This window comes from Shimia sp. R10_1, assembly GCF_017744095.1.
GTDB lineage: Bacteria > Pseudomonadota > Alphaproteobacteria > Rhodobacterales > Rhodobacteraceae > Shimia.
This window is the reverse complement of record NZ_JAGHQX010000006.1, coordinates 1-20,190: the sequence shown is the minus strand read 5'-3', so window position 1 is coordinate 20,190 and position 20,190 is coordinate 1. Positions and strand designations below refer to the sequence as shown.

Below are 20,190 nucleotides of genomic sequence, written 5' to 3'. Positions count from 1 at the left end.
GCAGGCCGTTTGCGCTCTTTTCATTAGAGGTTCCCCATGTCTACGGCACTTCCGCCAACGGGCACGGGCGCATTGGCCAAACGCGAGGCACGGCTGGCTTGGGGCTTACTGGCCCCGACGCTGATCAGTGTGGCTTTGGTCGTGGTGCTGCCCCTGCTGGCTGTCATTTGGATCAGTTTCAAACCCTTTGCGCTGTCTGATCTGCGCCCACCTGCGCCAATTGTGCGCGAAAGCTTGCGTGGCAGTGGCGACGAGATGCGCGTGGAGTACCGCGTGCGCAACTCGTCTCAAGAGGAAACCATTCAGGGTGTAACCCTGCGCGACCACGTGCCTGAAGGTGTTGAGATCATTGGGGATCTTCCAGAGGTGTGCACGCTTACGGGGCGTGACCTGTTCTGTGATTTTGGCGATATGGAAGGTGGGGAGCGGGAGCGGCTGCGTTTGCCTATCACCGCCAATCTGGACGAAGATACGCTGGAAGCGGCGGTTGAAGACAGTGAACCCACGATGACCGGCGCAGGTAAAAGCGTGCTGACCAGCCCGGCGCTGTCGATGGAGAACTACAAACGCCTGTTTGACGGCGGTGAGTTCTGGACCGTTTTTGGTGTGACGATGTTTTACACCGTCTTTGGCACCATTGGCGCGCTTGTCATGGGGCTGTTTGGGGCGCTGCTTTTGAACAAAAGCTTTACAGGACAGGGGTTGGTAAGAGGGCTATACCTCTTCCCCTATGTGGCGCCAGTGATTGCGGTGGCCTTCACATGGGTCACGCTGTTTGATCCTTTCTCAGGCTCGGCGAATGCGTTGCTCATTCAGATGGGCGTCACAGAGAGTGCAATCAACTTCTTTGGGGATCGCCCTCTGGCACTGATCATGGTGACGGTGTTTGAGATCTGGCGGTACTTTCCTCTGTCCTTCCTCTTCATTTTGGCACGCATGCAGAGCATCGACTCCTCAATGTATGAGGCGGCGGATATGGATGGCGCGTCGCCCTTCCAGAAGTTCTGGCTGCTGAGCCTGCCACAGCTTTTGGGCATCCTGTCGGTGTTGTTCCTGCTGCGCTTCATTTGGACGTTCAACAAGTTCGACGACATCTTCCTGCTGACGGGTGGCAACGCGGGCACGCGGACCTTGACGGTGAACGTCTATGAACAGGCGTTTGCGATTTCCAACATTGGCGCGGGTGCGGCGGTGGCGGTGGTGATCCTGCTCTGTTTGCTGTGCTTTTCCTTCTTCTTCTTCAAGTTCATCAGCCGCGAGGAGGGCCTCTAAATGCGCAAAGGCTTTATCACTGGCCCCGTGCTTGGCGCGCTTTGGCTGATTGTTATGGCAACAACAGTTGCGGTGGCGATGTCGTTTGCCACCGGGGCGGCGTTCCGCCCGCAGCTGTTGCTCTGTCTGCTATGGGGCGCTGTCGCTGGGCTGATTTATGTGCGTTTTGCGCCGCGCCATGCGCTCGCTCGGCTTACGATCAGCGGGGTGATGGCGCTTGCGATGGCGTCACCTGTTGGACCGGTCGTGACCGGCGAGGGCGTTTCTTCCTCGGCAGTTTTGGTGGCCATGATCGCGCTGGGCGGAGGCATGCATTTGGCCATGGCCGCGATCTTACAGGACACGCCGTTTGGCACCCTGACACGGCATGAGTATGAGGCTGCGGTGATCCGGTTTCTGACGGGTTTTGGCTACATTTTCTTCACGGCGATTGTGCTGATCCCATTCTATGTGATGGTGATGACCAGCCTGAAATCGCAACAGGCCTTGCTGCAAAATCCGCTCGATTTCTCTGTTGAAATAAGCAAGGGGGCTGAGCTGTTCCGCAGCTATGTTGAGCTGTTTCGTGATTTCAACTTTGGCACCTATCTCTGGACGTCGTTTTATGTGTCTGTGCTGACGGTGGCGATTACCTTGGCGTTCAGCGTGCCCGGGGCCTACGCGGTTGCGCGGTTCCGGTTCAAAGGGCAGAAAGCGTTCTCGCGATCGATCCTGCTGATCTACATGGTGCCGATGATCGTTCTCGCGCTGCCGATTTACATCGCCTTTTCGATGACGGGGCTGCGCAATTCGATCCTTGGCATTGTGATGATTTATCCGGTCACGACGATCCCGGTCGCGCTTTATATGTTGCAGGGCTACTTCCGTGGATTGCCAACCGAGGTTGAGGAAGCCGGTCTGATGGATGGGCTGTCGCGCCTTGCGGTGATCTGGAAGATCACGTTGCCGCTCAGCTTGCCAGCGCTCGCGTCGGTCTCGCTTTATGTCTTCATGATCGCCTGGAACGAGTTCCTGCTCGCCTTCATGTTGCTAGATGACCCCTCCAAATTCACGCTCACCCGTGGGGTGGCGATGCTCAACTCTTCTGAAATTCCCAGACAACACCTGATGGCGGGGGCGGTGATCGCCACGGTGCCGATCATGGTGCTTTTCTTGGGACTTGAACGCTTCATGACCAAAGGCCTGACGGCTGGGTCTGTCAAAGGATAAGACGATGACTTCCGAAATTTCTCTTATGGATCAAGCGCAACAGATCCTGATCACCAATGACCGAGGTGGGTACACTGTGCCAACGGATGGGCTTTATCCATACCAGTGGAACTGGGACAGCGCGATTGCAGCGCTGGGATTTGCGCAGTTTGATGTGGAACGTGCGTGGGTAGAGCTTGAGACGTTGTTTCAAGGGCAATGGGCCGATGGCATGGTGCCCCATATTCTGTTTCACAAAAACGATCCGGGCTATTTTCCGGGGCCGGATGTGTGGGGTTGCAATGGGCCAATCCCGTCATCCGGGATCATTCAGCCACCGATTGCTGCGACGATGGCGCGGCTGGTTTGGGAGCAGGATCGCGAAATGGGACAGGCGCGCATGGCGGCGCTTTATCCAAAAATGCTCGCCTGGCACAATTGGATCATGCGCTGGCGCTTGCATATGGGCGCAGTTTGCACAACCCACCCGTGGGAGACGGGTCGAGACAATGCGCCTGACTGGGACAATACCATGGCGCGCATGGATGCCTCTGACGTTGGGCATTACACGCGGCGTGATACGACACATGTGAATAGCGAGGATCGCCCAACCAAATTTGACTATGACCGCTATATCAAGCTGGTGCAGTTGGGGCGGCGATTGAAGTGGGATCAGGCGGCGATGCTGGCGGAAAGCCCGTTTCGGGTGGCGGATCCGACGATGACATTTACCACTCTACGTGCGGCAAGAGATTTGCACGCGCTGGGCCAAGCGCTTGGTCAGGACGTGTCGCAGATTGCGTCTGATATCAAGCGGTTGGAAGCGGGTGTTGCAACTTTGTGGAACGCTGACCTTGGCGGATTTGACAGTCGGGATGTCCACAGTGGTGAGTGGGCTGGTTGCATTTCAAATGCCTCCTATCTTTGCTGGTTTGCGGGAGTTGAAAACCCGGCGATGCTGGCGCGGTTGCGAGAGATTTTGGCGCAGGTGCCCTATCCGGTGCCAAGCAATGATCCCGATGCGGAAACCTTTGATGCGCGGCGGTATTGGCGTGGCCCAACCTGGGCCATCGTGAACATGCTGATCGGCATGGGGCTGAAGGATATGGGGCATGTGGTAGAGGCGGAAACCTTGGCCAAGAAAACAGCGGCGCTGATCGCAGAGCATGGGTTTGCCGAGTATTTTGATCCCTTTAGCGGAGACGCTGCAGGTGGTGGCTCGTTCACGTGGACAGCAGCGGTTTGGCTGGCATGGGCAGGGAGGGTCTGATGGGCAGTATCACTCTAAAGGCGGTCGAAAAGTGGTTTGGTGACATTCAGGTCATCAAAGGGATCGACTTAGACATTCAGGACGGGGAATTCGTGGTTTTTGTCGGCCCCTCCGGCTGCGGTAAGTCAACGTTACTGCGCATGATTGGTGGTCTTGAAGACATCAGTCGCGGTGCGCTTGAGATCGACGGGAATGATGTGACGGATCATCCGCCAAGCAAGCGCGGGTTGACGATGGTGTTTCAATCCTATGCGCTTTATCCGCATTTGACGGTGGCGGAGAACATGGGATTTTCCCTGAAAGTAGCGGGCGTTAGCAAGGATGAAATCGCACGTCAGGTGGGGCAGGCGGCAGAGATCCTGAAACTGACGGACTATCTGGAGCGCCGACCCAAGGATCTGTCCGGTGGACAGCGGCAGCGGGTGGCCATTGGGCGCTCTATCGTGCGGGATCCAACGGCGTTTCTGTTTGATGAACCTCTTTCCAATCTGGATGCCGCACTGCGCGTGGAAATGCGTTACGAGATTGCCAAGCTGCATCAGAGCCTGAAGCGCACGATGATCTATGTGACCCACGATCAGGTCGAAGCCATGACGCTGGCGGATCGTATTGTTGTGCTGGAATTTGGCCATATTGCGCAGGTCGGGACGCCGCGCGAACTCTATGAAAAGCCAGGGAATTTGTTTGTTGCGCAGTTCATCGGAAGCCCCAAGATGAACATTCTGGACTGTCAGGCAGCAGCGGGTGATCCAGAGTATCAACTGGCGATTGGCGGCGCTGGGCCATTTGGTAAAACCGGTGACGCGGCCAAGATTGGCGTGCGCCCTGAACATATCGAAGTCTGCGCCACTGGCGCGGGGCAATGCGATGGCACAATTGAGGTTGTTGAGTACCTTGGCGCGGATACTTTTTTGATTTTGGACGTGGGGCAGGAGGACAAACTGGTGGTGCGTGTCACCGGCGGCGACGTGCCTCACGGGGTTGGTGATCAGGTGGGGCTGCGCTTCCCGGAGGCGGCCTGTCATTTCTTTGACGCGGATGGTCAGCGCGTCGAGGATGAGCGTTAACACTTGTCAAAATGGAACGTCTGTAACGCGTCGGTATTGCGGCGGTATCGCGACAGTGGATTTTCGCGTTAACCATTTTGCAATGGCGCGTTGAACTGCAGGATGTTTCCCTCGATTTCGAGGGCGCGCTGGAAAGTTTCCAGTCTCGTCGCATGTGAATTGGTGTGTGTTGTGGATCTATACGATTGCTTTAGCTCTCTCGTTTATCGCATAGCTTGGCCAAGAAGGCCGATTTCCCGCGAATTTGCGTGTGAGTGGGGTGGGCAGTCCGTCAATTGAATGATATGTCCCCGCCAAATGCGCATGGCGCACCACGATTTTGACTCGATTCTGGAGAGCTTTTTCATGACCCGGATGCATCGCCGCCGATTTCTGACCATCGCCGCCGCCTCTGCGGCGCTGCCCGCTGGCCTGAGCCACGCTGCTACCGTAACCGAAACTGCCAAATGGCAAGGTGTTGCGCTGGGCGCACCAGCACAGATGTCGCTGGTTGGCCTGAGCGACGCAGATGCGGCGCCGATCATTGCAGATGTGACTGCAGAGCTGGACCGTCTGGAAGGCATTTTCTCGCTGTACCGCGACAGCGAACTGACACGCCTGAACCGTGACGGTGTTCTGGCTGCGCCTTCTGCAGAGCTGATCGAGGTTCTGGAACTGAGCGACGCGCTGAACAAAGCCAGCGGCGGCGCATTTGACCCAACCGTTCAGCCGCTGTGGCTGGCCAAAGGTGGTCAGGGCGACGTGACTGATGCGAAAGCACGCGTTGGCTGGGACAAGGTTGCTTTTAATGCCAATGAAGTGCGCTTTGGCGCAGAAGGCATGGCGCTGACGCTGAACGGTGTTGCGCAGGGTTATGTGACCGATCGTATCGCCGCGATCCTCAAAGATGCTGGCCTCAAAGACGTTCTTCTGGACATGGGCGAAGTGGCCGCACTTGGCCACCGCGCGGATGGCGCACAATGGACCGCAGGTGTCAGCACCCCAGCCGGTGAGATCGTGGCACGTGTGAAGCTGACCGATCGTGCGCTGGCAACCTCTGCGCCGATGGCAACTGTGCTGTCTGGCAACGACGCGCATATCTTCCGTCCAGACGGCCAAGAAGGCGCGCTGTCTCTGGCAGCCGCGTCTGCTCCTTCTGCCGCTGTGGCAGATGGCCTGTCCACCGCGCTGTGCCTCGTGGATGACGCGACTGCCGCCGCAATGGTGGCGCAGTTTGCTGGCGCGCGTATCGAGAGCATCGCCTAAGCGTTTCCTGTCGACAGACACCGAAGAGTTTGACACCGCTTGCGTCTTTCGCAGGCGGTGTTTTTTTTGCGTGGTCAATCCATGCGAGTTTTCCACAGGTTTTTGACGTGTTTTCGATTTGGTTAAGGCTTCCGTTAACCAACTCCCCCTTAAGAGATGCGAAAGACTTAAGCGTCCGGGAAGAAGGGGCTCGCCGATATGGCCAACGCGTTGGAAGAATTCACAACAGAAATGCGTTTGGATAAGGATGATCTGGCTTTGTTGCGCAAGATTGCCATCAAGGTTGCGCCTGCTTTGGATGCCGCCATAGATGCATTTTACTCCGACATTCCGCCGGACGTGGATCTGGCTGTCTTTGCGGGTGCGAAAGCGGCAATGAAAGACCATTGGGCGCGGCTTTTGAAATCAGGTCTGGAGGGGCAGTATCCTGCATCTATCCGACGTTTGAACGACGTGCACTTTCTCGAGATGGGTTGGCGTATTGAAGCCTTTATGGCGGGGCATGCTGCTGCGGCGGCGCTGCTGCAGGCGGAACTGGTTGCGCAATCTGGGCTGGTGATTTTTGCACGCGGCAAGGCGCGGCTCGCACAAGAGGCGGCGCTGCTTTCGCGGTTGCTTCAACTGGATCTGGCCGCCGCTGCGACGGCCTTCACCCATGCCCGGAAAACCAAACAGGCGGTTGCGTTTGAGTATCTTGAGCGCGGTATGAAGCGGGTTGCGGCCAAAGATCTGTCCGAGGATATTCCGGCACCTCAGGTCAGTGATTTTCCGCAGGAATTTGAGCCGCTTCGGTTTGCGTTCAATGAATTGCAGCGCGGATTGCGTTCGGTGGTGAAGACAATCAAATATGCCACCGACGATCTGAATCTGACAGCTTCAGAAATGAATGAAAGCGCGGGAGATCTGGCACGTCGTACAGAAACACAGGCGGCCACGCTTGAGCGTACGGCGGCGTCTATTTCTGACATTAGCACACAGTTGCAGTCGTCCTCTGAGGCGACGCAAAAGACAGATGCCATGATGCGTCAGACCCATGCGCAGGCCCAGACAGGCCGCAGTGTCATGGGGGAAACCGTTGGAAAAATGCGCGAGATTGCGCAGAGCTCCGCACAGATCTCCCAGATCACTGGTGTGATTGATGACATCGCGTTTCAAACCAATTTGTTGGCGCTGAATGCGGGCGTTGAGGCTGCACGGGCCGGAGAGGCGGGGCGTGGCTTTGCTGTTGTGGCATCTGAAGTGCGCGGTCTGGCACAGAAAGCTGGGGATGCCGCCAAGGAAATCAGTGAACTGATCAAGACGTCTTCTGAGCTGGTGGAAACGGGTGTCACGCTGGTTGATCAGGCTGGCAGTGTGCTGGAAGACATTGTTCAGGACGTGGAAAATGTATCTGCGCTCAGCACTGAGGTTGCTCAGTCCACCAGTGTGCAATCAGATGGGTTGTCTGAGATTGCAAACGGGCTTGGCCTGTTGGATGAGGCCACACAGCAGAATGCGGCCTTGGTAGAAGAGGTGGTTGCCGTTGTGGACAATATGCGTCGTGACACATCGCAGGTGTCTGAGATCGTCAAGAAGTTCGAAACCCGCGCCACAGAAGACGACACGCCAATAGAAATATTTGCGAGCACGCGCGCGGCGTAAGCCCGCGCTGGGTGTGACGGAGAAAAGGGCGCTTGTGGCGCCCTTTTTTGATCGCTTTACAGTGTCTTGCGATCGTCGACTATGGTCATATTCGCCAGACCGCTTTCCCCCAGATCAACAGCCGCGAAGGGGCCGCCGATGCACACTTGTGCGGGATCATGCGGATCAGCTGGAGGCGCGGCGGCGAGGATTTCAGGCGCGAATTGTTCGGCATTGTCCTGTGGGCGATAGCCGAGATGGGAGGCACCAGCGTTGTTGACGGGCATGCGGTCGTTGTTTGAGATGCCATAGACAATGGAGAAGCCGGTGGTGGGTGTGTCGATGGCGCGGGTCACAAGGCGGATCAGATCATCATAGCTGAGCCATGTGGACAGCGAGCGGGGGCTGACCACTTTGGCGCAGGAGAAAATCCGCATATGGACGCTTTCCAGCCCGCGCTTTTCCCAATACATGCGCCCGAGATCTTCGGCGAAACATTTGGCGAGGCCGTAGAATGTGTCGGGGCGGTGGGGCACGTCCACCCCAATGCAATCAGAGGACGGATACATGCCAACCGCGTGCACGGAACTTGCGTAGACAACGCGACGCACGCCATGCCGGTGGGCGGCCTCCCAGACGTTGTAGGCCCCAATGATGTTGGGGCCGAGGATTTCTTCGAACGGGGCTTCGTCGACGATTGCACCAAAATGCACAACCATATCGGCACCTTCCAGAACGTCACTGATCTGATCTAGAGAGGCGAGGTCGGCCTGAACATAGCGTTCGCCGGGGTAGAGTTTGCCAATGTCATCGACAATATCGGTGGAGACAAGCTCGTCCGCCATTTTGGAAAGCGGCTCACGCAGATAGGATCCAAGGCGGCCAGCGGCACCGGTGAGGACGAGCTTTTTCATGTTTAAGTTCCTGTAGTTTGAGCTTTTAGGTCAGCGAGACGTTGGTCTGCTGCTTGGGCGAGAAGGCCCGTATCCGAGCCGCAAGCGACAAAGGTGAAACCCGCGCTGAGCAGTCTGCGTGCAAATGTGACGTCAGAAACCACCGTACCAACGGGAATGCGTTTGCTGATGAGCCGCATCGCAAGCGGCAGAATTTTGGCCCAGACATCATCATGCATGGCCTGACCAAGATGGCCCATTTCCGCCGCGATGTCGGCTGGTCCGAAGAACACGCCATCAACGCCACCAACCGCGGCGATCTCATCAATATTGTCGAGTGCCTGCAGGGTTTCCACTTGCACTAAGGCGGCGGTCTGTTTTTCAACTTCGGCAAAGTAGCTTTTGTCGCGTCCGTAGGCGGTGGCGCGGGTGGTGCTGCCGACGCCACGAATGCCGCGTGGCGCAAAACGCGTTGCGGCAACCGCTGCGGCGGCTTCCTCTGCACTGTTCACCATTGGAAAGAGCAGGCCCGGCGCGCCCATATCCAGCAGGCGTTTGACCTTGACCGGGTCGTTCCAATCTGGACGCACAAGCGCGGTGGTTGCGGCGCTTTCAAGCACGCGCAGCTGATCTTTCACAGAAGAGAGATCATTGGGGGAATGCTCCATGTCAATCAGCGCCCAGTCAAAGCCGGAATGGCTCACAATCTCTGTGGATTGCGCTGTGGCCATGCTGAGCCAGATGCCAATTTGCGCTTGGCCTGCGCGGATTGCTGTGAGGAAAGGGTTCGGGGCTACCATCAGATCACGGCCTTTTCGACGATTGGTGTGTTGGTCAACACACGTTCGAACGCAAACGGGGACATGTCCAGTGCGCGATAGGCGCCGTAGGTGATCCATTCGGCCATGGCGCGGCCCATTGCAGGGCTTTGCTGCAGCCCATGCCCGGAGAAGCCGTTTTGGAAGAGGAAGTTCCCGACCTCCGGGTGGGGGCCCAGAATGGCGTTTTGATCCAAGGTGTTAAACGCATAGTGGCCAGCCCATTCGGTGACCACTTTGATGGCCTCAAACTGAGGAATGCGGGTCGCGATGATCGGCCAGACGTGATCCTGCCAGCGATTGTGATCCATGTGGAAGTCATCAAAAGCCACGGCTGGATCTGGATCAGGGGCGGCGCCTGCCAAATAGGTCTCTGGGCCATCCTGTCGGAAGTGGACACCGGAGGGATCGATGGTGAGCGGCAGCTCCATTGGCAGGGGCTGTTCAGCGGAGAAAATCCAGGTGAAGCGTTTGCGGGGCTCAACAGGGATCTGGATGCCAGCCATTTCGGCGGTGCGCGCGGCGCGCGGGCCGGAGGCATTCACGACCTGACCACAAGCGACCACATCCCCGGAGGCCAGCGTGACAGAGGTGATTTTGCCCGCTTCGCGTGCCATGGCGACCACTTCGCCTTGCACGTATTCCACACCCCGTTCGCGAGCGGAGCGGCGGAACCAATCAAACACGGCGCCGCCATCCCAATAGCCTTCGTCCTTGGTGTTGATGGAACCTAAAACGATGTCATCCACGTTATAAAACGGGTAGCGGGCTGCGATCTCTTCTGCGGTCAGCAGTTCTGTGTCAGCTCCGGCAGCGCGCTGAATTTTCTGGTTTTCACGTAGGGTTTGCGCAAAGCCGTCATTGTCAGCCAGATAGAGGTAGCCGTAGCTTTGGATATCAAGCTCAGGAACACGTGCATCGCCACCCATGTGGCTGCGCAGATTTTTGACAAAATCCGCTGCAAACTGCGAAATCTGCACGTTGACCGTGTTGGAAAACTGCTGCCGGATGCAAGAGTTTGTGTGAGCGGTGGAGCTGAATTCGTAAGATGGGTCTTTCTCAACCACCAAAACAGACCCCGTGAAATCAGGGTTGTCGGAAAGAAACCATGCGGTGGCAGAGCCCATGATGGCCCCGCCGATGATTACCACATCATAAGATGTTTTGGTTGGTTTGGTTGCCCAAGTCTGTGCTGCCATTAAAGCGTGTCCCCCAGATTTGCCCGCGCGAGGGCCTCGGCAATTTCATCGGCCGAGATGTTGTAGTGCTGTGCTGCGTGCTCTGGAGTGATGTAGCCTAGGGCCAGGTCGCGCTTGATGCTCTCCTTGTCACGCGCCTGAGGGTTACCGTAGCCCGCGCCGCCAGGGAAGGCCATTTGGACAACTTCTCCGTGTGAAACGAAGTGTTTGCCTTTGCCCGGCATGGCGGAGCCATCGCCGCGTGTGATGCGGGTTGCGCCACCGGGTTCGCCGTCGCGGCGGCCCTGTGCCGGGTGGTTCACACGATCCAGCATGAGGGAGATGTCAAACTCGTGCCCTTCGCGGGCGCCAACATCCATATATTGGCCCAAGCCACCGCGGAATTCGCCCGCGCCGCCGCTGTCCGGGCGCAGCTCTTTGCGCCAGATGATCACCGGGCCGACCTGTTCTGTCGCTTCAACCGGCATGGTCATCACGCCAGAGGGGAACGCGGTGGTGCTCATGCCGTCCAGTGTGGGGCGCGCGCCAGAGCCACCGGAGTTAAAGGTCAGCACTTCTGCGCGGGTTGCATCTTTGGGCGCAGGCGCATCGGTGCGGGGGCGCAGCGAAAGCTGGAAGTTGCACAGGCATCCGGCGCCTTCGGCAGGCACCATATTGGGCAAAAGCTGATCCAGCGCGTTGTAGACCGTGTCTGGCACCATGTGGCCAATCACGTGGCGCAGCGCGACGGGGGCGGGGAACTTTGCATTGACGATGCTGTTGTCCGGCGCGGTGATTTCAAACGGGGCGAGGGAGGCCGCGTTGTTGGGGATCTCTGGCGCGATGGCGCATTTGAGCGCGTAGCAGGCGTAAGCCTTGGTGTAGACCAGCGGCACGTTGATGCCTTTTTTGTCGAGCCCCGAGGTGCCGTCCCAATCGCTGAGGATGCGGTCTTTTTCGATGGTCAGGGTGACATGCAGGTCGATGGGCTTGTCATAGCCATCAATGCGCATGTGGCCCGAGGCCGTGCCGGGTGTCAGCGCATTGATGCGTGCCAGTGTGGCAGCGCGCGAGTTGGTCAGGATGAAATCCGAGATTCCGGTGAGATCAGAAAGCGCGAATTCTTTGACCATGTCGATCAGACGCTGGTGGCCAATGTCATTGGAATTGGCGAGCGCGTAAATGTCGCCCACCAGCTGATCAGGTTCGCGCACGTTGCCGCGAATGATGCTGAGGAGGCTGCGATCCACATCGCCCTTGTGGGCGAATTTCATGATCGGGATGTAGAGGCCCTCTTCGTGTACGTCATTGGCATCGGCGCCAAAGCCGCGCCCGCCAATGTCGGTGACATGGGCCGTACAGGCAAAAAAGCCAATCAGTTTACCGCCATAGAAAGAGGGGGTCACAACCGTGATGTCGTGTTTGTGGCCAGTGCCCTCCCACGGATCATTGGTGAGGTAGACATCGCTCTCAAACATGTTGTCTGGCCCGATGCGGCGGATGAAATGCCCCACGGCATCGGCCATGGCGTTCACGTGGCCCGGCGTGCCGGTGACGGCCTGTGCGAGCATCTCGCCGGACGCATTGTAGACCCCGGCGGAGAGATCGCCTGCCTCGCGCACAGAGGTGGAAAAAGCTGTGCGGACAAGGGCTTGTGCCTGTTCTTCCACCACGGAGATCAGGCGGTTCCACATGACTTGATACGCGACTTTGCTGTGCTGTGTCATTTGCGTGTCTCCTTCAGGCGCACATCCAGAGTGCCGTCTGTGTGGGTCAAAACTTCGCGGCTGCTTGGCACAACGACGGTGGTTTCATCCTCAGTGATGAGGGCAGGGCCTTGGGCGATATGGCCTGTGGGCAGATCTGCGCGCGCGATCACGGCGGCGTCGACAGTTTGCGCAAGGGCCGGATCAAACAGGGGGCGCGTGTTGTCTGATTGCGCGGCTTGCTTTGTGGTGACGTCGGCCAGAGGGGCTGCCGCCTCCTGTGCGGTATAGGCGTTTACCGACCAGACGGTGATTTCCATTTCCATGCCTTCCACAGCGCGGCCAAAGAGGGCCTCATAGTCGCGCTCAAAGAGGCGTTGGAAAGTTGCAACATCTGGGTTTTCGGCCTGTTGCGCCGTCAAAGTGATCGGGATTTCCCAGCCCTGACCTGCGTAGCGCATGTAGATTTTATGGTCGCGCAGAATCTCAGCTTCGGCATCACAGGACCGCACGAAGCGCGTGGCTTCATCAGACATGTCGGCAAAAAGGGCTTTGACCTTTGCCGCATCAAACGCGCCGAGGCGCATGAAAACGGAGCGGTTGGCCTCAAAGCTGAAGGGCGCGCGCAGGAAGCCGATGGCAGAGCCGACGCCCGCACCTTGGGGCACGAGACAGCGGGACACGCCAAGTTTTTCACAGAGTCGTGCGGCGTGCAGAGGGGCCGCGCCGCCAAATGCGATCATTGTGTAGTCGCTGAGGTCTTCGCCATTTTCCACAGCATGCACGCGGGCGGCGTTGGCCATGTTTTCATCGACCACTTCCGCCACGCCAAAGGCGGCTTCCAATGCGTCCATATCAAGCGTTTTGCCAACGGCATCGGTGAGTGCCTGTTCGGAGTTTGCCGGATGCAGCGGGATGGAGCCGCCTGCAAAATTCTTTGGGTCAAGCTTGCCAAGAATCAGATCTGCATCTGTCACCGCCGGTTCTTCGCCGCCACGCCCGTAGCAGGCCGGACCCGGCTCTGAGCCAGCGCTTTCCGGGCCAACGCGGATCTGGTTCATGGCGTCCACATGGGCGATGGAGCCGCCACCGGCACCAATTTCAACCATGTCGATCACCGGGATCGAGATGGGCATGCCAGAGCCCTTTTTGAAGCGATAGGTGCGCGCCACTTCAAACACGCGGGCGGTTTTGGGGGTCTGGTCCTTGATCAGGCAGATCTTGGCGGTGGTGCCGCCCATGTCAAAGCTGAGCACTTTGTCCAGGCCATGTTTGGCGGCGATGTCTGCGGCAAAAATCGCGCCCCCGGCGGGGCCACTTTCCACAAGGCGCACTGGGAAATCCGCAGCACTTTCCAAGGACATGATACCGCCACCTGAGTGCATCAGGAATACGGGGCAGGCTGCGCCTTCGTCAGCAAGGCGGGATTTCAGGCGGCCCAGATAAGATTTGATCAGCGGCTTGATATAGGCATTGGCGATGGTGGTGTTGAAGCGTTCGTACTCGCGCATTTGCGGGGACACTTCACAGGACAGAGAGACCATCACGCCGGGTAATTTTTCTGCCAGAACCTCGGCGATGAGGCGCTCGTGTGTGTCATTCACATAGGAATGCAGAAGGCCCACGGCGATGCTTTCATATTCGGCCGCGCGCAGTTCATCGGCGAGGGCTTCAATCTCTTGCAGATCCAGTGGAATCAGGCGGTTGCCATTGGCATCCATACGCTCAGTCACCACGTAGCGGCGGTTGCGTGGCAGCAGTGGTTCGGGCAGCGTGAGGTTCAGATCATACTGTTCAAAGCGGCTTTCAGTGCGCATTTCGATGACATCGCGAAAGCCCTTGGTGGTGATCAGCGCGGTTTTGGCACCGCGTCGTTCGATCAGCGCGTTTGTGGCCAGTGTGGTGCCGTGGATGATCTGAGAGATCGCGGCAGGGGAGACGCCTGCTTTGGCGCAGACCTGATGCATGCCGTCAACAATTGCGTTTTCCGGTGCGGCATAGGTGGTGAGCACTTTTGTGGAGTGCCGCGCGTTGCCAATTTCCAGCACCACGTCGGTGAATGTGCCGCCAATGTCTACGCCCAAGCGGGCCGCTTCTGTGGGCATGGGGTGCCTCTTTCCTGTCAACTTGGTCGCAGGTTAGAGGCAGTGCAGCCATGAAATCCAATTATTAGATTGGATGTATAGGATAAAGAAAATCTATCCTGTGGCGGCGTCTGCGTGTTTTTGCGCTTCGATCTGCGCCAAATCTGCTGCTGCGCGCACGAAACTGGGGCAGGTGTCGGCGTCAAATCGGGCGAAGAATTGCAGCGCATCGGGCACCCAGAGGTAGCGCAGCGGCATCAGAATGCCGTTGGCAAGATCCTCACGTACCATCGCTTCTGGCAGGCAGGCCACGCCCAGTCCGTCGCGTGTCATCTGATGGCAGGCAGCGAGGTTGGAGGAAGAGACATGGCGCACTGAAATGTCTGGAAAGGCTGCGAAGTGGTCTTGCATCTGCTCATAGGGGATCGTTCCGCGCGCGTGGGTGAGGACCGGATGTTGCGCGAGATCGCGCAGCGAAAGCACTTTGGTGCCGATGTTGAGGCTGGGGGCGCCAACCCACATCATGGGCAGGGGCCCAAGGTCCGTGTTGCCGGTGGTGGTTCTGAGAAAGGGGCCATTTTGCAGTGCAAGATCAAGCCGTTGCTCGGAAATTGCATCGGACAGGTTCATCGAGAGGTCGACCGTCAGGTCAACGTCAATGTTTGGAAAGCGTGCCTTGAGCGCCTTAAAAAAAGCGCCAAGCCAAGTGTGGACAATCATCTCTGTCACACCGATGCGCAGGGTGCCGTCAAACAGGCTGTCATCTTCGGCCGCGAGCAAAAACCCATCCATGGCGCGCAGCACAGACCGCGCTTCGATGAGCAGTTTCTCCCCCATCGGCGACAGGCGCACGGAGCCCGCGTCCCGCGCCATCAGGCGGTGGCCCACTTGTGTCTCGAGGCTGGAAATGCGGCTCGAGATATTGGGTTGGGTTGTGTTGAGCTTGTCAGCGGCACGGCGGAAGCTGGCGAGATCGGCGACTGCCACAAAGGCCTGAAGCTGTTTGAAGCTGATTTGTGCCATGTGGCCTCCGTTTGCCGACTTGAGCGTTTTAAAACAGCGGGCAGTTTATTGAAAGCACTGTCGTTTTTGCCGGAATCTGGATGGGCAACAAAAATATCGAAAAAGTCGTTGCAAAATTTAGAACGTTCCAATTATGCTGCAGCTTGAGTATTGGATCGTTCCAAAACGTTGGCGCTGATCCGAAAAGGGAGGTGATATTCTGATGCGTTGGGTTTTTGTTGGGGCGAGCACAATTGCGTCTCAGTATATGCTTGGAGCAGTGCGGGCGCAGGATGGTGGCGAGGTTGCTTGGGTGGTGAGTGGATCGGCCGCGCATGGCGCCGCTTGGGCGGCTGAGCATGGCGTGCCCAACGTCACCACGGATCTTGCTGAGGCGCTGGCGGATGACAGGTGTGAGGCTGTTTATGTGTCGTCCACCAATGAAAAGCACCTGCCCCAGGCGATGGCGGCCATCAAGGCGGGCAAACATGTGTTGTGTGAAAAACCATTGGCCATGCGCATCGCGGAAGCAGCGGGTATGGTGCAAGCGGCAGAAGAGGCTGGTGTCACATTTGCAACCAATCACCACCTGCGTTGCTCTGGCTCCCATCGCGCCATGCGGGCGCTGATTGCTGAGGGTAAGATCGGCAAGGTGCTGTCGGTGCGTCTGTTTCATGCGGTGCATCTGCCGCCACATCTGCAGGGCTGGCGCATCAACGATGCCGCAGCAGGTGGGGGGGTGATCCCCGACATTACGGTGCATGATGCAGACGTGGTGCGCTTTTTGTTGGGCGAAGACCCCAAGCGTGTGGTTGCGCAGATGGCGGCCTCTGGCATGGGTGAGGGGGTTGAGGACAGCGCGATGTCCGTCTGGACCATGCCGAGCGGTGCCATGGTGATGAGCCATGAGAGTTTCACCCACCCCTTCGCGGGCAGCGGGCTTGAGGTGCATGGCACGGAAGGCTCAATTTTTGCCAGTGGTGTGATGACGCAGGAGCCTGTGGGCGAGGTTGAACTGGTGACGGCGGCGGGCCGTGCTCCGGTCGAGGTCTCCCGTCACAACCTTTACGAACAGGGCGTCTCAGATTTCTACAGCGCGGTTGCGGGCACTGGGCGTGCGGCGGCGGACGGGCCGGATGGTGTCAAATCTCTGGCTGTGGCGATGGCGGTGCGGGATGCGGCAAAACTGGGTCAGGCCGTCGATGTGGATTACGGAGAAATTTCATGAGCAAGCTGGTTTCAGCAAGCCAAGCAGCGGCGCGGATCAAAGATGGCGCGGTCGTTTCGGTTTCTTCGAGTTCGTCATTGGGCTGTCCGGATCTGGTGCTCAAGGCGATTGGGGCGCGATTTGAAGCGGAGGGGCATCCGCAGAACATCACTTCTATTCATCCGATTGCGGCGGGTGACATGTATGGCGTGAAAGGCATGGATTACCTTGCCCAAGATGGTTTGCTGTCCCGCGTGATTGCAGGCTCTTATCCGTCCGGGCCATCGAGCCTTGAGATGCCAGCGATCTGGAAGATGATCGTCGAAGACCGGGTGGCAGCCTATAACGTGCCCTCCGGCATTCTGTTTGACATGCACCGCGAAGCGGCGGCCAAGCGGCCCGGCGTGTTGACGCAAGTTGGTTTGCAGACCTTTGTGGATCCTGTGCGCGAAGGCTGCGCGATGAACGAAAAAGGCGCGGCGGCCCCGATCGTGAGCCGTGCGGAATTTGGCGGGCAGACTTGGCTGCATTTTCCAAACATCGCGCCGGATGTGTGCATTTTGCGTGCCACGACGGCGGATGAGCGCGGCAACCTGACTTATGAGCATGAGGGGGCCTATCTTGGTGGGCTTGAGCAGGCGATTGCGGCGCGTAACAATGGTGGGCTGGTGATTGCGCAGGTCCAACGCGTGACAGCCAGCGGCAGTCTGCGGCCACATGATGTGCGGGTACCGGGGCATCTGGTGGATCTGGTCGTGATCGACGCGGATCAGAAGCAGACCTGCGAAACGCCGTATGATCCTGCGATTAGCGGACAGGTCATGCGCCCATGGGACAGCTTTGCACTGGCAGATTATGGCGTGGAGAAAGTGATTGCGCGGCGCGCGGCGATGGAGCTTACCAAAGGGCAAACCGCCAATCTGGGTTTTGGCATCAGCGCAATGGTGCCGCGAATTTTGCTGGAAGAGGGCCATCCAGAGGCGGTGACATGGGCCATTGAACAAGGCGCTGTTGGGGGCGTACCACTCACGGGATTTGCATTTGGATGTGCCTCCAATGCAGATGCATTCGTACCAAGCCCCCAACAGTTTATCTATTTTCAAGGCGGCGGGTTTGACATGTCTTTCTTGTCCTTCCTTGAGGTCGATGTGCAGGGCAATGTGAATGTCTCCAAGCTGGGTAAAAAACCTTACCTGACAGCTGGTTGCGGCGGGTTTGTGGACATCACGGCGCGGGCGAAGAAGATCGTTTTTTCCGGCTGGTTTGAAGCCGGTGCGCAGATGGACCTGTCTGAAGATGCGCTGAAAGTGGCAACGCCGGGCAAATTCACCAAGATGGTGGATCAGGTGGAGCATGTGACCTTCTCTGGCGCGCGGGCGCGGGAGACCGGCCAGGAGGTGCTCTATATCACTGAACGGTGCGTGATCCGGCTCACGGATCAGGGGTTGGTGGCCACGGAAATTATGCCAGGCATTGACGCGCAGGCTGATATCGTCGGGCCGACCGAAGGCCGGGTGCGTGTGGCTGAAAATGCGACTGTCATGGACAAAAAGCTGCTGAGCCAAGCGCCAATGGGGCTGGTGCTGTGAGCGGGGTTGCGCTGCAGGTTGAGGGCGGGGTTGCCACGCTGACGCTTCAGAATGAGGCGAAGTACAATGCGCTTGATGTTCAGATGCTGGAGGATCTGGAAAAGCACGTTGAAGAAATCGAAGGTGACCCAGAGGTGCGTATCTTGATCCTGACAGGCGCTGGGCAGAAGGCGTTTTGCAGCGGGGCAGACATTGCGGCCTGGGGCAGCCTGACGCCGGCGGAGTTCTCGCGCCATTGGGTGCGCGGGGGGCATCGGCTTTTTGACCGAATTGCAAGGTTGTCCAAACCGTCGATCGCGGCGTTGAACGGACATGCCTTTGGGGGCGGACTGGAGCTGGCCACGGCGTGTGATCTTCGGATTGCGTCTCCCAAGGCGCTGTTGGCCCTGCCCGAGGCACGTGTGGGGATCGTGCCCGGGTGGTCCGGCACGCAGCGTTTGGTGCGCCTGATGGGGGAGTGCCTTGTCAAAGAGATGGCGCTTTTTGGTCGCCGGATAGAGGCGTCGCGGGCGATGCAGGCGGGCTATGTCTCTGAAATTGCGGAGGATCCCCTGTTGGCGGCTCAGACGCTGGCGCAGGCGCATATGGCGCTGTCGCCGCGTGCGACGGAGATTGCCAAGGCGATGATTTTGGCAGGTAGCGGCGAAGACAGTGCCGCGATGATTGATGCGCTGGGCAGTGCGGCGATCGCAGCGAGTGACGACAGAGAAGAAGGCGTTGCAGCGTTTATGGACAAACGCGACGCGCAGTTTACGGGGAAATAATCAATGAGCGAGCTTGCGATACGGCCGTCGATTGGCTTTGTGCCAGCTGCGGAGCCTTTTGAGGGGTGTCACTTGATTGACGGCGCTTGGCAGGGGAGCGTCGACGGGGCGACCTTTGAGCGGATTTCTCCAAGCCACGGTGTTGTGGTGAGCCGGTCCGCACAGGGCAGCGCCGCAGAGGCAGAGGCGGCGGTTTTGGCGGCAGAGCGTGCGTTTGACGCTGGGGTCTGGAGCCGGATATCGGGCAAAGAGCGCGCAACTGTTCTGTTGAAAGTTGCCGATCTGATCGAGGCCAATGCGGACCGTATGATCGAACTTGAAGTGCTGGAAAGCGGCAAGCCGATTGCGCAGGCCCGCGGGGAAGTCACGGGGGCCGCCGATCTTTGGCGCTTTGCGGCGAGTCTGGCGCGGACAGTGCATGGCGACAGCCACGACACACTGGGCGAAGATATGGTGGCCATGGTCCTGAAGCAGCCCATTGGCGTTGTATCGATTATCACGCCTTGGAATTTTCCGTTCTGGATCTTGAGCCAAAAGCTGCCCTTTGCGCTGGCGGCGGGATGTACCTGTGTGGTGAAGCCTTCAGAAATGACGCCAAGCACCACGGTGATGCTGGGCGAGCTGTTAATGGAGGCGGGCTTGCCGGCAGGTGTGTGTAACATCGTGCTGGGCTATGGTGAGCCGGTGGGCAGCGTGCTTGCGGCGCATAAATCGGTGGCGATGGTGAGCTTTACCGGGTCCACCCGCGTTGGCAAACTGATCAGTGAGGTTGCCGCCGATACGCTGAAGAAAGTGGCGCTGGAGCTGGGCGGAAAAAACGCACAGGTGATCTTTCCTGATGCGGATCTTGAGGCTGCGGCGGATGCGGTGGTGTTTGGCACGTATTTCAATGTCGGGCAGTGCTGTAACGGCTCAAGCCGTGTGATCGTGCACACAGATATTGCGGAGGCCTTTGTGGAGCGTGTTGTGGCGCTGTCGCGTAAAGTGCGTTTTGGCGACCCTATGGATGAAGCCACACAGGTCGGCGCGATTGTGACCGAAGCGCACAATGCGCAAATTCACAAACATGTGGAAGCCGCACAAGCCGCCGGTGCGAAGGTTGTGCTGGGTGGTGGGCCGTTGAATGTGGATGGTTTGAGCGATCAGTTTTATCAACCAACTGTTTTAATTGATGTGAGCGCTCACATGGGGGCTGCACAAGACGAAATTTTTGGTCCAGTGTTGTCGGTGATGACATTTGACTCGCTGGAGGAGGCGGTCACATTGGCCAATAGCACGGATTACGGG

The 20,190-nt window shown here is 58.2% G+C and carries 16 protein-coding genes; 10 read left to right on the top strand and 6 right to left on the bottom strand.

The window, feature by feature from the left end; translation table 11 throughout:
• The first annotated feature begins 36 nt into the window (after positions 1-36).
• From J7413_RS12210 to J7413_RS12185, 6 genes are all read left to right on the top strand, one after another.
• A complete protein-coding gene (locus J7413_RS12210) occupies positions 37-1,272 on the top strand; it encodes a sugar ABC transporter permease (RefSeq protein WP_209098554.1) in 1,236 nt (411 codons plus the stop codon).
• Complete coding sequence (locus J7413_RS12205) at positions 1,273-2,481, top strand: carbohydrate ABC transporter permease (protein WP_209098553.1); 1,209 nt, start codon at positions 1,273-1,275, stop codon at positions 2,479-2,481.
• Positions 2,482-2,485: 4 nt separating this feature from the next.
• Positions 2,486-3,730, top strand: coding sequence for a hypothetical protein (locus tag J7413_RS12200; protein WP_209098552.1), 1,245 nt, complete (start codon positions 2,486-2,488; stop codon positions 3,728-3,730).
• The gene (gene ugpC / locus J7413_RS12195) at positions 3,730-4,797 is read left to right on the top strand and encodes a sn-glycerol-3-phosphate ABC transporter ATP-binding protein UgpC (protein ID WP_209098551.1); all 1,068 of its coding nucleotides are present in this window, start codon (positions 3,730-3,732) and stop codon (positions 4,795-4,797) included. The genes J7413_RS12200 and ugpC overlap by 1 nt, the downstream gene beginning before the upstream one ends.
• 345 nt (positions 4,798-5,142) lie before the next feature.
• Positions 5,143-6,042: an FAD:protein FMN transferase gene (locus tag J7413_RS12190; RefSeq protein ID WP_209098550.1), complete on the top strand. Its 900-nt coding sequence runs from the start codon at positions 5,143-5,145 to the stop codon at positions 6,040-6,042.
• A gap of 198 nt (positions 6,043-6,240) precedes the next feature.
• Entirely contained in the window at positions 6,241-7,683 is a 1,443-nt protein-coding gene (locus tag J7413_RS12185; RefSeq protein WP_209098549.1) for a methyl-accepting chemotaxis protein, read from the top strand.
• Between the two features lie 56 nt (positions 7,684-7,739).
• On the opposite strand, the gene J7413_RS12180 is transcribed toward J7413_RS12185, so the two are convergent.
• The 6 genes from J7413_RS12180 to J7413_RS12155 form a co-directional block, all read right to left on the bottom strand.
• Positions 7,740-8,576 carry an NAD(P)-dependent oxidoreductase gene (locus J7413_RS12180; RefSeq protein ID WP_209098548.1) on the bottom strand — a complete coding sequence of 279 codons (837 nt, stop codon included), beginning with the start codon at positions 8,574-8,576 and terminating at the stop codon, positions 7,740-7,742.
• A 2-nt stretch (positions 8,577-8,578) separates the two neighbouring features.
• Complete coding sequence (locus J7413_RS12175) at positions 8,579-9,355, bottom strand: HpcH/HpaI aldolase/citrate lyase family protein (RefSeq protein ID WP_348538747.1); 777 nt, start codon at positions 9,353-9,355, stop codon at positions 8,579-8,581.
• Positions 9,355-10,572 (bottom strand): FAD-binding oxidoreductase, encoded by a 1,218-nt coding sequence (locus tag J7413_RS12170; protein WP_209098547.1) that lies wholly within the window; start codon positions 10,570-10,572, stop codon positions 9,355-9,357. The genes J7413_RS12175 and J7413_RS12170 overlap by 1 nt, the downstream gene beginning before the upstream one ends.
• Entirely contained in the window at positions 10,572-12,278 is a 1,707-nt protein-coding gene (locus J7413_RS12165) for a hydantoinase B/oxoprolinase family protein (RefSeq protein WP_209098546.1), read from the bottom strand. Before J7413_RS12165 ends, J7413_RS12170 begins: the two co-directional genes overlap by 1 nt.
• A complete protein-coding gene (locus J7413_RS12160; RefSeq protein ID WP_209098539.1) occupies positions 12,275-14,362 on the bottom strand; it encodes a hydantoinase/oxoprolinase family protein in 2,088 nt (695 codons plus the stop codon). Before J7413_RS12160 ends, J7413_RS12165 begins: the two co-directional genes overlap by 4 nt.
• 93 nt (positions 14,363-14,455) lie before the next feature.
• Positions 14,456-15,364 carry a LysR family transcriptional regulator gene (locus J7413_RS12155; protein ID WP_209098538.1) on the bottom strand — a complete coding sequence of 303 codons (909 nt, stop codon included), beginning with the start codon at positions 15,362-15,364 and terminating at the stop codon, positions 14,456-14,458.
• 202 nt (positions 15,365-15,566) lie between these two features.
• On the opposite strand from J7413_RS12155, the gene J7413_RS12150 reads away from it, so the two are divergent.
• From J7413_RS12150 to J7413_RS12135, 4 genes are all read left to right on the top strand, one after another.
• On the top strand, positions 15,567-16,571 hold the full coding sequence (locus J7413_RS12150) for a Gfo/Idh/MocA family oxidoreductase (protein ID WP_247743502.1): 1,005 nt from the start codon (positions 15,567-15,569) through the stop codon (positions 16,569-16,571).
• Positions 16,568-18,139, top strand: coding sequence for a CoA-transferase (locus tag J7413_RS12145; RefSeq protein ID WP_209098536.1), 1,572 nt, complete (start codon positions 16,568-16,570; stop codon positions 18,137-18,139). Before J7413_RS12150 ends, J7413_RS12145 begins: the two co-directional genes overlap by 4 nt.
• Positions 18,136-18,903 carry an enoyl-CoA hydratase/isomerase family protein gene (locus tag J7413_RS12140; RefSeq protein ID WP_209098533.1) on the top strand — a complete coding sequence of 256 codons (768 nt, stop codon included), beginning with the start codon at positions 18,136-18,138 and terminating at the stop codon, positions 18,901-18,903. The genes J7413_RS12145 and J7413_RS12140 overlap by 4 nt, the downstream gene beginning before the upstream one ends.
• A 3-nt stretch (positions 18,904-18,906) precedes the next feature.
• Positions 18,907-20,190 (top strand): aldehyde dehydrogenase family protein (locus J7413_RS12135; protein ID WP_209098532.1); only part of this gene is annotated, 1,284 nt, incomplete at its 3' end.